The 12,824-nt window shown below is 70.2% G+C and carries 14 protein-coding genes; 10 read left to right on the forward strand and 4 right to left on the reverse strand.

Going from position 1 to position 12,824, the window contains the following annotated elements; all coding sequences use genetic code 11:
• Nucleotides 1-90 precede the first annotated feature (90 nt).
• Both ACQPZK_RS01770 and ACQPZK_RS01775 read right to left on the reverse strand, forming a co-directional pair.
• Nucleotides 91-1,047 (reverse strand): hypothetical protein, encoded by a 957-nt coding sequence (locus ACQPZK_RS01770; RefSeq protein ID WP_433536610.1) that lies wholly within the window; start codon nt 1,045-1,047, stop codon nt 91-93.
• The gene (locus ACQPZK_RS01775; RefSeq protein ID WP_433536611.1) at nt 1,047-2,045 is read right to left on the reverse strand and encodes a hypothetical protein; all 999 of its coding nucleotides are present in this window, start codon (nt 2,043-2,045) and stop codon (nt 1,047-1,049) included. Before ACQPZK_RS01775 ends, ACQPZK_RS01770 begins: the two co-directional genes overlap by 1 nt.
• Before the next feature lie 371 nt (nt 2,046-2,416).
• Here ACQPZK_RS01775 and paaA point away from each other — a divergent pair, with 371 nt between their 5' ends.
• The 5 genes from paaA to paaE are packed head-to-tail and all read left to right on the forward strand — an operon-like array spanning nt 2,417 to nt 6,161.
• Nucleotides 2,417-3,496: a 1,2-phenylacetyl-CoA epoxidase subunit PaaA gene (gene paaA, locus ACQPZK_RS01780; protein WP_433536612.1), complete on the forward strand. Its 1,080-nt coding sequence runs from the start codon at nt 2,417-2,419 to the stop codon at nt 3,494-3,496.
• Entirely contained in the window at nt 3,493-3,780 is a 288-nt protein-coding gene (gene paaB, locus ACQPZK_RS01785) for a 1,2-phenylacetyl-CoA epoxidase subunit PaaB (protein ID WP_266248073.1), read from the forward strand. Before paaA ends, paaB begins: the two co-directional genes overlap by 4 nt.
• Nucleotides 3,781-3,826: 46 nt before the next feature.
• Nucleotides 3,827-4,552, forward strand: a complete 726-nt coding sequence (gene paaC / locus ACQPZK_RS01790; RefSeq protein ID WP_433536613.1) for a 1,2-phenylacetyl-CoA epoxidase subunit PaaC — start codon at nt 3,827-3,829, stop codon at nt 4,550-4,552.
• Complete coding sequence (paaD, locus tag ACQPZK_RS01795) at nt 4,549-5,055, forward strand: 1,2-phenylacetyl-CoA epoxidase subunit PaaD (protein ID WP_433536614.1); 507 nt, start codon at nt 4,549-4,551, stop codon at nt 5,053-5,055. Before paaC ends, paaD begins: the two co-directional genes overlap by 4 nt.
• The gene (gene paaE / locus ACQPZK_RS01800) at nt 5,052-6,161 is read left to right on the forward strand and encodes a 1,2-phenylacetyl-CoA epoxidase subunit PaaE (protein WP_433536615.1); all 1,110 of its coding nucleotides are present in this window, start codon (nt 5,052-5,054) and stop codon (nt 6,159-6,161) included. Before paaD ends, paaE begins: the two co-directional genes overlap by 4 nt.
• A gap of 159 nt (nt 6,162-6,320) precedes the next feature.
• Here the strand turns inward: paaE and ACQPZK_RS01805 are convergent, their stop codons facing one another.
• Both ACQPZK_RS01805 and ACQPZK_RS01810 read right to left on the reverse strand, forming a co-directional pair.
• Nucleotides 6,321-6,848 carry a hypothetical protein gene (locus tag ACQPZK_RS01805; protein WP_433536616.1) on the reverse strand — a complete coding sequence of 176 codons (528 nt, stop codon included), beginning with the start codon at nt 6,846-6,848 and terminating at the stop codon, nt 6,321-6,323.
• 36 nt (nt 6,849-6,884) lie between these two features.
• Complete coding sequence (locus ACQPZK_RS01810; protein WP_433536617.1) at nt 6,885-7,280, reverse strand: hypothetical protein; 396 nt, start codon at nt 7,278-7,280, stop codon at nt 6,885-6,887.
• 175 nt (nt 7,281-7,455) lie between these two features.
• On the opposite strand from ACQPZK_RS01810, the gene mqnC reads away from it, so the two are divergent.
• The 5 genes from mqnC (at nt 7,456) to ACQPZK_RS01835 (ending at nt 12,810) form a co-directional block, all read left to right on the forward strand.
• The gene (gene mqnC, locus ACQPZK_RS01815; RefSeq protein ID WP_433536618.1) at nt 7,456-8,646 is read left to right on the forward strand and encodes a cyclic dehypoxanthinyl futalosine synthase; all 1,191 of its coding nucleotides are present in this window, start codon (nt 7,456-7,458) and stop codon (nt 8,644-8,646) included.
• Nucleotides 8,647-9,008: 362 nt separating this feature from the next.
• Entirely contained in the window at nt 9,009-10,247 is a 1,239-nt protein-coding gene (locus ACQPZK_RS01820) for an LPXTG cell wall anchor domain-containing protein (RefSeq protein WP_433536619.1), read from the forward strand.
• A 192-nt stretch (nt 10,248-10,439) separates the two neighbouring features.
• Nucleotides 10,440-11,087: a demethylmenaquinone methyltransferase gene (locus tag ACQPZK_RS01825; RefSeq protein ID WP_433539079.1), complete on the forward strand. Its 648-nt coding sequence runs from the start codon at nt 10,440-10,442 to the stop codon at nt 11,085-11,087.
• 81 nt (nt 11,088-11,168) lie between these two features.
• Nucleotides 11,169-11,393 carry a hypothetical protein gene (locus ACQPZK_RS01830; protein WP_433536620.1) on the forward strand — a complete coding sequence of 75 codons (225 nt, stop codon included), beginning with the start codon at nt 11,169-11,171 and terminating at the stop codon, nt 11,391-11,393.
• A gap of 139 nt (nt 11,394-11,532) precedes the next feature.
• Nucleotides 11,533-12,810 carry a geranylgeranyl reductase family protein gene (locus ACQPZK_RS01835; protein ID WP_433536621.1) on the forward strand — a complete coding sequence of 426 codons (1,278 nt, stop codon included), beginning with the start codon at nt 11,533-11,535 and terminating at the stop codon, nt 12,808-12,810.
• The last annotated feature ends 14 nt before the right edge of the window (nt 12,811-12,824 follow it).

Raw genomic sequence — 12,824 nt, forward strand, 5'->3', positions numbered from 1 at the left:
CGCTGCGACGGACCGCTACGAACCGCGAACGGACCGAGCGCCGCTCTGCTGGACAGAGCGGCGCTCGCGAAGGCGGAAGGACAGCCGGGGTCAGGTGCCGGGCCGCAGCAGCGCCTCGGTGATCTTCTGGCAGTTCTTCATGCCGTACTCGTAGCCCATGCCGATCGGGTAGCGGACCATCACACCCATCGTCCAGGTGTCGCCGATGGCCAGGCAGTTGATGTGCATCTCCTGCTCGGCGGTCCGGTCGATCCACCCGTTCTTGATCGCGATCTGCTTCTGCTGCGCGGGCGGGAACGCCTTGCGGATGCCGAAGTCGCCCGCGCCCCGGACCAGCTTCATCTCGTTGAGCAGCCACTTGGTCCACTTCGGGCCGGCGGCGGTGCCGGTGGCGATGCAGTTGCCCAGTCGCGCGGTGTCGCGGGGGGAGAGCGCGGTACGGGACCAACCCTTGTCCGGGGCAACGCTGCTGTCGGTCAGCTTGCACATGGAGAGCAACCGTCGGATCGAGGCGTCCCGGCCGACCGAGTTGTAGAACTGCTCGGCCCGCGTGTTGTCGCTGTCCCGGATGATGCGGGTGGCGTCGGCGAGCTTCGCGTCGCTCGGTGTCTGGCCGGCCTCGGCGGCGCGGCGCAGGTAGTCGGCGACGATCCAGGACTTGATCAACGAGGCGGTGGTGCTGGTCTCGCCCATGTTCTTCGAACCGATGATCTGGCCGGTCCGGCGGTCGAGGACACTCCAGGAGTACCAGCCCTCGATGTCGAGGTCGAGGTTCTTGGCCTGGAACGGCAGCGGCGCCAGCGAAGGGCTGGGGCTCGGCGGGGCCGGCTGGCGGGCGCTGCGGTCGGTGGCCGCGTCGGTGGACCGGTCGGTGGTCGTGGCCTCCGAGTCACCCCACTTGGCGGCGGCGGCCGACTCGAACGGCGATCCGGGCAGCAGGCGGAGCGAGACGAGCACCAGCCCGATGAGGATGACCGCGACGGCGATCAGGCGCAGCGGCGAGGCCTCGCCTCCACCGCGGCGATCGGCCCGCCGGTTCCCGGCCATCAGAGCTTTCCGACCGGCTGCTGCGGCACCTTGAGCGCGGCGCCGGGCTGCGGGGTGACCAGTTGGGTGGCGACGCTGGCGCAGACCTGCGCCCCGTAGTTCAGCCCTTGCCTGATCGGGTAGCGCAGCATGACCGCGAGACTCCACTTTCCGTTGACCGCGAGGCAGTTGACGTGCCAGTTTCCGTCGTAGGCGATCGGTGTCCAGCCATTCTTCATGCTGACCGGACCCTGTGCGGTGATCGACTTGGGTAGGCCGTCGATGATCCCCCAGCGGCCGCCACCGGAGCTGGCCTTCTGGTCCTTGTTCGCCGTGGTGCCGCGGACCTGGCTCATCTCGCTGAGCACCCACTTGGTCCATTTGGGGCCGGCGGCCTTGCCGTCGGCGATGCAGTCACCGAGCCGGGCCGCGTCGCGGGGGGACATCCGGGTGAAGCTCCACCAGCCCTCGAACTTGGGCACGTTGCCGCGCTTGGTGTCGGTCAGGCCGCAGATGCTGATCGCGCGTTTGATTACGGGTCCCGGCTGCCCGCCGGGCGGAGTGGCGTACGAGCCGCCGGCGGCCTTGTAGACCAGGTTGGCGGCGTCGTCGTTGCTGTCCCGGATGGCGGTGCTGGCCGCCTTCTTCAGCGTGGCCGGCGGCTCCCTGTCCTTGAGCTGGCGCAGGTAGTCGGAAACGATCCACGCCTTGATCATCGATTCGGTGGAGCTGGTCGCGCTCATGTTCGACGATCCGGAGATCTTGCCGGTCTTCCGGTCGAGCAGCGACCACGAGAAGAATTCGCCCTTGAAGGCCACCGACACGCGGCCGGCGGCCAGCGTGGGAGGTGGCGGCGGAGCCGGCGTCGGCGCGGCGACGCTTGTGGTGGCGCCGCCACCGCCGCCTTCGCCGCCTCTGCCGGCGTCGCTGGACAGTCGGGCGTACGCGGTGGGAACCAGTAGGACGCCACCGAGGATCACCGCCACGACGGCGAGCACCATGGTCACGCGAGATCGCATGAGTTGGGTGAGCTCCACATGTCAGGGCCGGGGGGACCGGCTTCGTTGTCCGGGGCGACCGGTGCGTGCGCCGTGGCCGGGGGAGGTGGCCTGTGTGGAGCCGGCGTGGGGGCAGCCGATCGTGTGACCGGCAGAAGTCTACGTCCGGACGGGCCGATCGCCAGGGGTCGACACCAGGCAACGTGCGAAATCGGGAGAAAATCGCAGCGTTATGCGGCTTTTGGCAGTTTTACCCATCTTCCCGTGAGCCACCTCATAAACGCCGATGTCACGGTGGGTGGCGGCGATCCGCCCATCGGTGACGGAACGTCGCTCGGGTTTCCTGTTACACCCCCTAGTGCATCCGGGCGCAAGCTGTAACACTTGTCCTCATGTATGGCAACGACTTCTCCGCACCCGGCGACGCACCGGACGACGCGCCCGGCGCGGGCCTGCTCGGTGAGGTCGAGGCGGCCGAGGCTGAGCTGCGTGCCGCCGCCGCCCGTGAGCGCCGCGGCGGCCCGGCGCCGGACGAGGACCTGGCGGCCTACTTCACCGAAGTGGTCGACGCGGAGCAGAAGATCGAGCCGCGCGACTGGATGCCCGAGGCGTACCGCCGGACGCTGATCCGGCAGATCGCCCAGCACGCCCACTCCGAGATCATCGGCATGCAGCCCGAGGGCAACTGGATCAGTCGGGCGCCCTCGCTCAAGCGCAAGGCGATCCTGCTGGCCAAGGTGCAGGACGAGGCGGGCCACGGCCTCTACCTCTACGCCGCCGCCGAGACGCTCGGCATCAGCCGCGACGAACTGGTCCGGCTGCTGCTGGACGGCCGGCAGAAGTACAGTTCGATCTTCAACTACCCCACCCTGACCTGGGCCGACGTGGGCGCGATCGGCTGGCTGGTGGACGGCGCCGCGATCGTGAACCAGGTGCCGCTGTGCCGGTGCTCCTACGGGCCGTACGCCCGGGCGATGATCCGGGTCTGCAAGGAGGAGTCGTTCCACCAGCGCCAGGGGTACGAGATCCTGCACACCCTCGCGCACGGCACCCCGGCGCAGAAGGCGATGGCCCAGGACGCGGTCGACCGGTGGTGGTATCCGTCGCTGGCCATGTTCGGCCCGCCGGACGGCGACTCCACCCACTCCGCCCAGTCGATGGCCTGGAAGATCAAGCGCTTCTCGAACGACGACCTGCGCCAGCGCTTCGTCGACATGTGCGTCGGGCAGGCCGAGGTCCTCGGGCTGCGCATTCCCGACGACGACCTGCGCTGGAACGAGGAGCGACAGGCGTACGACTACAGCCAGCCGGACTACGACGAGCTGATGCGGGTGATCTCCGGCGACGGGCCGTGCAACCGGGAGCGGATGGCGCACCGCCGGGCCGCCCAAGCCGACGGCGCGTGGGTACGCGAGGCCGCCGCGGCGTACGCCGCCAAGCGAGCCGACACGAGGGAGAAGGTGGCCGCGTGAGCAACGAACACTCGCCTCTGTGGGAGGTCTTCGTCCGGGCTCGGCGGGGCCTGTCGCACACCCACGTCGGCAGCCTGCACGCCCCGGACGCCGAGCTGGCCCTGCGCAACGCCCGTGACCTCTACACCCGCCGCCAGGAGGGCGTGTCGATCTGGGTGGTGCCGGCGGGCGCGATCACCGCGTCCAGCCCGGACGAGAAGGACGCCTTCTTCGACCCGGCCGCCGACAAGGTCTACCGCCACCCCACGTTCTACGAGGTGCCGGACGGGGTGGCACACCTGTGAGCGAGCGGAGCGAGCGAACCAGCCAGCTCAGCAACGGGGCACACCTGTGAACGGGCCCTTCGCGTTCACTCTCGGCCTGGGTGACGACGCGCTGGTCGCCGCGCAGCGGCTGGCCGAGTGGACGACCCACGCGCCCGAGATGGAAGAGGACATCGCGCTCGCCAACATCGCCCTGGACCAGCTCGGCGCGGCCCGCCTGCTGCTGTCGTACGCGGGTGAGCTGGAAGCGGCGGGTCGGGACGAGGACGCGCTCGCGTACCTGCGCGACGACCGCGAGTTCCGCAACGTGCTCCTGGTCGAGCTGCCCAACGGCGACTTCGCGGTGACCATGGCGAAGCTGTTCTTCCTGGCGGCGTACCAGGCACCGCTCTACACCGCGCTCGCCGGCTGCGCCGACGAGCGGTTGGCCGCGATCGGCGCGAAGGCGCGCAAGGAGTCCGCGTACCACCTGGACCACGGCGCGCTGTGGGTGAAGCGGCTCGGTGACGGCACCGAGGAGTCGCACCGCCGGATGCAGGACGCCGTGGACCATGTCTGGCCGTACACCCATGAACTCTTCGCGGCGGACCCGGCGGCGCCGGTCGACCCGGCGGGCCTGCGGCCGGCGTTCGACGAGGTCGTCGGTCCGGTGCTGGCCGAGGCGACGCTCACCCGCCCCGAGCGCGGCTGGGCGCCGACCGGCGGGCGGGCCGGCGTGCACACCGAGCACCTGTCCTACCTGCTGGCCGAGATGCAGGTGCTGCACCGCGCTCATCCAGGGGCGCAGTGGTGAGCGCGGGAGCCACCGCACAGCGGACCGGGACCGACGCGTGGACGGCGGCGGCGAGCGTGGTGGACCCGGAGATCCGGGTGATCACGATTGACGAGCTGGGGATCCTGCGCGCGGTCGAGGACGACCCGGTCACCGGTCGGGTCGTCGTCACCATCACCCCGACGTACACCGGCTGTCCAGCGATGGACGTGATCCGGGCCGACGTGCGCCGTGCCCTGGCGGTGGCCGGCTATCCGGACGCCGAGGTGCGGACGGTCTACAGCCCACCGTGGAGCACCGACTGGATCTCCGACACCGGGCGGGCCAAGCTCGCCGCCGCCGGGATCGCCCCGCCCGCCCCGGCGTCCGGCCCGGGAGTGGTGGCGCTGACCCTCGCGGTCCGCTGCCCGCTCTGCGGCTCGCCGGAGACCGAGCAGGTCAGCCGGTTCGGCTCGACCGCGTGCAAGGCGTTGTGGCGGTGTCGCTCGTGCTCCGAACCCTTCGACCACCTGAAGGCGCTGTGACAGTCACCATCACCCGGCCGGTCCGTCGTCGGCCGGCCTTCCACCCGCTGCCGGTCGCGGCCGTCGACCGGCTCACCGACGACTCCGTGGCGGTCACCTTCGCCGTACCCGAGGAGTTGCGGGAGACCTTCGCGTTCCGCGCGGGCCAGCACCTGACGGTGCGGCGGGTGACCGACGACGGCGAGGACGTGCGCCGCTCGTACTCGATCTGCTCCACCCCGGACGACCTGGCCCGGCGTGGCCGGCTGCGGATCGGGGTGCGGGAGGTCCCCGGCGGCGCCTTCTCGGCCTTCGCGTGCGGCGCGCTGCGCGGCGGCGACACGGTCGAGGTGCTGCCCCCGCTGGGCGCCTTCACCACGGCGTTCGCGCCGGACCGGGTCCGCCACTACGGCGCGGTCGTCGCCGGCTCCGGCATCACCCCGGTGCTCGGGCTGGTCGCGACGGCCCTGGCCGTCGAGCCGGCCAGCACCTTCACCCTGGTGTACGGCAACCGCACGGCGAACACCGTGATGTTCGCCGAGGAGTTGGCCGACCTGAAGGATCGTTTCCCGTCCCGGCTGCACCTGGTGCACGTGCTGTCCCGCGAGCAGGGCGAGTCGCCGTTGCTGTCCGGACGGATCGACGCCGAACGGTTGGAACGCCTGCTCGGCACCATCGTCCCCGGCGAGCTGATCGAGGAATGGTTCCTCTGCGGCCCGTACGGCATGGTGGTCGACGCCCGGGAGGTGCTGGCCGCGCGGGGTCTGCCGGAGTCGGCCGTGCACACCGAGCTGTTCCACGTCGACGCGCCGCCGGAACCGGTGGCGCGCCCCACCGAGCAGCCGGGCGCCGGAACGGACGTCACCATCGTGCTCGACGGTCGATCGTCGAACTTCACGATGGGCCGCGAGGAACGGGTGCTGGACGCGGCGCTGAAGGTGCGCGGCGAACTGCCGTACGCCTGCAAGGGCGGTGTCTGCTCGACCTGCAAGGCGAAGGTCGTCGACGGGTCGGTCACGATGGCCCGCAACTACGCCCTGGAGCCCGACGAGGTGGCCGCCGGCTACGTCCTCACCTGTCAGTCCAGCCCGACCACCGACAAGCTCAGGGTCGACTACGACGCATGACCGACGGCTGTACAGCCCGGCAACGGTGGCGGGCTATATCCTTGCCCGTGAGGTACGAGCAGAGATATTCTGCGATTGCCAGGGGCACTAGCCCTTGGAAGTGGACCCGGCAGCCTTCCGGACGGTGGGTGAGCCGGGTTTCGCGCTTCCTGGCACTCGTCAAACCTCGCGCGACTCCTTGACGACACGCTGCACGGACGTCTTCCATCGCCCACCCTTTGCCCAGCACCAGGCCAGCGCGTCAGGTATCGCCAGCAGGCACTCCTCGTGGGCCCTCAGATGGTCGTAACGAAGCGTCCCCGACACCCCCGTTCGCCTCACCTGTTCGAAGAGCAGGCGTTGGTCGGCCTGGAATGTCGAGTCGTCCCGTTCCAAAATCAGACGAGCCGCGTTGATCTTTGCTGCGTGCTCCACGAGCTCGACGAGGCAGGCCTCGCGGGCTGCCCTGGCGTTGCGGTGACTCCTCGCGTCGAAGATCACGGCATGGGCGGGCAGGGCGGCGACAGCCGCGATGATCTGCCGACGCCTGTCGTCCTTCTCCTTGTGGAAGTGAATGCGGCGCTGCCCGGGAAGGATCAGGTCGCGAATGGATCGGCGGGCCGTGCCCACGTCCGCCGGGAGCACGACGGCGGCCGCGACGAGAAGCCCTCGCTCCTTTGTCTCGTCGACGAAGACGTGCGCACTCATGGAGCGTGGACCTTCCTGTGCATCAGAGGAGCCCGGTCACGCCGTGACGATGTCCCGGATCCGATCGAGTCTCTGCTGGGGTGTCAATGCGGCCAGACTTTCGGTGCTCAGGGCGCTCAACTCCGCGCGAACGTCGCAGCCGTCGGGTTGGAGTACGGCGTCTATCACCCGAGCCCGCGGCCCACCGTCCCGGACATAGATCCACACCGTCTGCCACTGGCGCGGCTCAGTGTTGTGCTCAGCGTCGAGCCGCTCTGGAGGAAAAAAGCCCAGGCCCGTCGCCCTGAGTGTCTCGGCGATCTCCGCCAACACCCATCGGCCGAGCTTTCGGTAGCCCAATTCGTCCCGTAACTCGCCGAGGGTTGCTTCCGTTAGCCCGCCGTCGGCCCTGCAACGGGCCGCAATACCCGGAGCGGTGTCGGCTTCGCTCACAACCAGCCCCCTCTCAAACCGCAGACCGAAACAAAATCTTCGCTCCCATGACTTAAGTTGTCAATGCCGCATGAATATCTTATTTTGATCTTGCTAATGTGTTGCGTGCTCGGTCAGGTCACATCGCCATCCCCGGTCCGGCAGGACCTACTTCTCGCGACGTAGGCTCGGGGGCGTGACGGTGAGCCGGGAGATCGACGACATCCTGCAGCGTGGCGCGGACGGCGGGCGGATCACGCCCGACGAGGCCCTGCTGCTCTACACCGAGGCGCCCTTCCACGCGTTGGGCGAGGCGGCGGACGCGGTGCGCCGGCGGCGCTATCCGGACAACGTCGTCACCTACCTGATCGATCGCAACATCAACTACACGAACGTCTGTGTGACGGCGTGCAAGTTCTGCGCGTTCTACCGCGCGCCCAAGCACTCCGAGGGGTGGACGCACCCGACCGAGGAGATCCTGCGTCGCTGCGGCGAGGCGGTCGAGCTGGGCGCGACCCAGGTGATGCTCCAGGGTGGGCACCACCCGGACTACGGCGTCGAGTACTACGAGGAGCTGTTCTCCTCGGTCAAGCAGGCGTACCCGCAGCTGGCCATCCACTCGATCGGGCCGAGCGAGATCCTGCACATGGCCAAGGTCTCCGGCGTCAGCCTGGACGAGGCCATCGCCCGCATCAAGGCCGCCGGCCTCGACTCGATCGCCGGCGCCGGCGCGGAGATGCTGCCCGAGCGTCCGCGCCGGGCCATCGCCCCGCTCAAGGAGTCGGGTGAGCGCTGGCTGGAGGTCATGGAGTTGGCCCACCGGCAGGGTGTCGAGTCGACCGCGACCATGATGATGGGCACCGGCGAGACGCACGCCGAGCGGATCGAGCACCTGCGGATGATCCGTGACGTGCAGGACCGTACGGGCGGGTTCCGCTCGTTCATCCCGTGGACGTACCAGCCGGAGAACAACCACCTCAAGGGTCGTACGCAGGCGACCACGCTGGAGTACCTGCGACTGGTCGCGGTGGCCCGGCTCTTCTTCGAGACCGTGCCGCACCTCCAGGCGTCCTGGCTGACCACCGGCAAGGACGTCGGGCAGCTCGCCCTGCACATGGGCGTGGACGACCTCGGCTCGATCATGCTGGAGGAGAACGTGATCTCCTCCGCCGGCGCCCGGCACCGCTCCAACCTGCACGAGCTGATCGGCATGATCCGCTCCGCCGACCGGATCCCCGCCCAGCGCGACACCCTCTACAACCGGCTGGCGGTGCACCACACGCCGGCCGACGACCCGACCGACGATCGGGTGGTCTCGCACTTCTCCTCGATCGCGCTGCCCGGTGGCGGCGCGGGCCGGTCGCTGCCGCTGGTCGAGGTCAACTGAGGTCCGTCGCGGTCCGGCCGTTCGGCTGACCTGGGGGTCCTGCTTCCGCGCTCCCTGGTCGGCGGTACGGGTGTTCCCGGTGGCTGAGGCGGCATGCCGCCCTCTGTGGGGCTGGTGGAGATGATCGCCGACGGATAGCGTGCGGCCGTCCGTCTGAGGCGCGTCCTCCATCGGCCCATGAGGGTCGTTCACATAACGCACGGCGGTATCGGGCGGGATGGGTGACCATCCCGCCCGATCCGTGTGTCGGGTCCAGGCCGGACGGTTGAAAACCGGCCGCCACGCTGGCGTGGGAGATCGACCTCGGATAACGTCCGCTCGTTCCGCGAACCATTCCTTCTTCCCTACCCCCCGGGGGACTGATGACAGCGTTCCACCGCTCGGCCCTGGTGCGTGCCGGCGTCGTGGCCCTGCTCGCGGCCGGTGGCGTGGCCACCGTCGCCGCCCCGGCGCAGGCCGCCGACCAGGCCGACCTGGCCCTGGTGCCGCTCAGCTACGAGGTGGCTCAGGGCGTCAAGGCGGCCAAGGCGAAGCCGTTCAAGTTCCAGGTCGACAACACCCGGAGCACGGTCGACGCCAAGGACGTCCGGGTCACCGTGGACACGAAGGGCCTGAAGAACCGCAAGGTCGGCGTCATCGCGCCGGACGGCTGTGACCTCAAGGGCACGACCTTCACCTGCCTGCTCGGCGATCTGCCCGCCGGCACCACGGAGGACTTCGGCATTCCGATCTTCTCGACCGGCGGTCGCGGCGACGCCGGCACGCTGGTGGTCAGCATCAGCGCGGCCAACGCCAAGGCCGTCACCGTCGACCACGACATCACCGTCGCCAAGCCGGGCTACGACCTGACCACCTGGGTGCAGGACGTCTACGCCGACGTGACGGTGGACGGCGACGACGCCGACGAGTCCGGCCTCAAGCCGGTCAAGCGGGGCGACACCGCGCCGCTGGACTGGGCGGTCTACAACGACGGCAGCAAGAAGGCGACCGGCGTGGCGTACGGGATCACGCTGCCGGCGGGCGTCACCTTCGCCAAGCTGCCGGAGGGCTGCGTGGAGCAGCCGCTGGGCGGGTTCGCGAACGCGTACTGCGAGGACAGCGGCGTCGTGCTGAAGCCCGGGCAGTTCTACACGGGCGACGTCCGGGTGAAGATCGGCGAGGACGTCACCGAGTCGGTGCTCCGGCCCGGATTCGTCTGGGCCGCCGGTCTCCAGGCGGCCCAGGGCAGCCCCGAGGAGGCGCCGCGGGACGCCTCCGGCACGCAGCGCCGGGCGTTCACCGAGACCGACGAGGTGGACAACACCGCGCAGTTCGACGTGTTCGTCGACCTCAGCGCGCAGCCGACCCCGACCCCGACCGTCACGCCTACTCCGACCGCCACTCCGACTCCGGGCGGCACGACGACGCCGGGCACGAGCACGTCGCCGACCGCGGGCGGCGGTGGCTCCGGTGGCGGCGGGTTGCCGGTCACCGGTGTGCAGGCCGGCCTGATCGGTGGCATCGGTGGTCTGATCCTGCTCGCCGGCGGGGCGCTGCTGGTGCTCTCCCGCCGTCGCAAGGTCGTCGTGGTCGCTCCCGGCGACGAGACGTCGACCGACTGACACGCAGGCACGACGCGAGGGCGGGGTGGGCGACCACCCCGCCCTTTCGTTTGTCGCAGGACACCGGGCGCTCGGGGGTACGCGGACCCAGCGGCCGACGGCTCGCGTCGGGCTGGCAGAGTGGGCGGGGTGAGCCGTACCCCGCAGGGCCAGCGCGCCAGTCTCGACAAGCAACCGCACGAGGTCGCCGCGATGTTCGACGGCGTGGCCGAGCGTTACGACCTGACCAACACCGTGCTCGCCTTCGGGCAGGACCGCTCCTGGCGGCGGGCCACCCGCGCGGCCCTCGGGCTCCGGCCGGGTGAGCGGGTGCTGGACGTGGGAGCGGGCACCGGTGTGTCAACCCGCGAGCTGGCCCAGTCCGGGGCGTACGCGGTCGGGGCGGACCTGTCGCTGGGCATGCTCCAGGTCGGCAAGCGGGTGCGTCCCGAGGTGCCGTTGCTGGCCGGTGACGCGCTGCGGCTGCCGTTCGCCGACGCGAGCTTCGACGCGGTGACCATCTCCTTCGCCCTGCGGAACGTGAACGACACCGACGCCGCGCTGCGTGAGCTGGCCCGGGTCACCCGGCCCGGCGGCCGGCTGGTGGTGTGTGAGTTCAGCACCCCGGTCAATCCGGTCTTCCGGACGGTCTACCTGTCGTACCTGATGCGGTCGTTGCCGGTGGTCGCCCGCGCGGTGTCGAGCAACCCCGACGCGTACGTCTATCTGGCCGAGTCGGTCCGGGCCTGGCCGGACCAGGCCGCGTTGGCCGGGCGGGTGGCCGCGGCGGGGTGGGGCCGGGTGGCGTGGCGCAACCTGACCGGCGGCGTCGTCGCGCTGCACCGGGCCGTCCGCGAATAGGACGCGTACCTAGCACGCGAGACGCTCACGCGTTTCAGGAATATCCGACTTTAGTCCACTTTGCGCCGTACGCTCGTCCGCATGACCGGAGCAGACCCGGCGAGCCCGGTGGCCGCCACCGACGACGACGCGACCGAACTCATCGCGCAGTTGCGCGCGCTTGCCGGCGCGGACCCGGCGGACGTCCGACAGGTGGTCGCCGAGGTGCTGGGCGCCCTGGATCGTGCGGCGGGCGGCGCGCTGCGGGAGCATCTGCCGGAGACGATCCGGGTCGACGCCGGCCTGGACGCGCCCAGCCCGGCCTGACAGTTGCCCGCTGTGGACGGTCGGCGGCTGTCACATCGGCGAGTTAGGTACCCCTGATCCTGCGCAGGTATGACGCCGGTCATACACTCGTCCCGTCTGGCTTGTGAAGCATTTCACGAGCGTGCGGGAGGAGGCGCGAATGACCGCGGTGGAACACGACGCCGATGTCATCGTCGTTGGCGCCGGTCCCGGTGGATCGGCAACTGCGTACCACCTGGCCCGGCACGGCGTACGGGTCCTGATGTTGGAGAAGACCGAGTTCCCCCGGGAGAAGGTCTGCGGTGACGGGCTGACCCCGCGTGCGGTGCGCCAGCTCATCCGGATGGGCGTGGACACCTCGCCCGAGGCCGGCTGGCTGCACAACAAGGGCCTGCGGGTGATCGGCGGCGGCGTACGCCTGGAGCTGGACTGGCCGGAGCTGGCCAGCTTCCCGAACTACGGGCTGGTGCGTACCCGGCTGGACTTCGACGACCTGCTCGCCCAGCGGGCGGTGGCGGCCGGCGCCAAGCTGCGGACCCAGGTCAACGTGCTGGGCCCGGTGCTCGACGACGACGGCCGGGTGACCGGCGTGCAGGCGGAGGTGGGTCCCGGCAAGGAGCCCACCACCTTCCACGCCCCGCTGGTCGTGGCTGCCGACGGTGTCTCCGGCCGGTTCCCGCTCGCGCTCGGCCTGGCCAAGCGGGAGGACCGGCCGATCGGCGTGGCCGTCCGCCGCTACTACCACTCGCCGGCCAAGCACGACGACGACTACCTGGAGTCGTGGCTGGAGCTGCGCAGCAAGGACAGCGGCGACAACCTGCTGCCCGGGTACGGCTGGATCTTCGGGCTGGGCGACGGGCGGGTCAACGTCGGCCTCGGCGTGCTCAACTCGTCGTCCGCGTTCGGCAAGACCAACTACCGCCGGCTGCTCACCGACTGGCTGGCCAACACCCCCGCCGAGTGGGGCATGGCCGACGAGGCCAACGCGGACGGCCCGATCCTCGGCGCCGCCCTGCCGATGGGCTTCAACCGGGTGCCGCACTACACCCGCGGCGTCCTGCTGGTCGGCGACTCCGGCGGCATGGTCAACCCGTTCAACGGCGAGGGCATCGCGTACGCCATGGAGTCCGGCGAGCTGGCCGCGGAGGTGGCGGTGCAGGCGCTCGCGCGTCCGGCCGGGCCGGAGCGGGAACGGGCGCTGATGGCGTACCCGAACGAGCTGAAGGCCCGCCTCGGCGGTTACTACCGCCTCGGTGGCATCTTCGTGAAACTGATCGGCCGTCCGGAGATCATGCGGATCGCCACCAAGCACGGCATGCCTCATCCGACGCTGATGCGATTCGTCCTCAAGTTGCTGGCCAACCTGACCGACCCCCGTGGTGGGGACGCGATGGACCGGGTCATCAATGCGATGACGAAGGCGGCCCCAGCCGTCTAGTTGGGACGGCATCG

Source organism: Micromonospora sp. CA-249363 (genome assembly GCF_050950185.1).
Lineage (GTDB): Bacteria > Actinomycetota > Actinomycetes > Mycobacteriales > Micromonosporaceae > Micromonospora.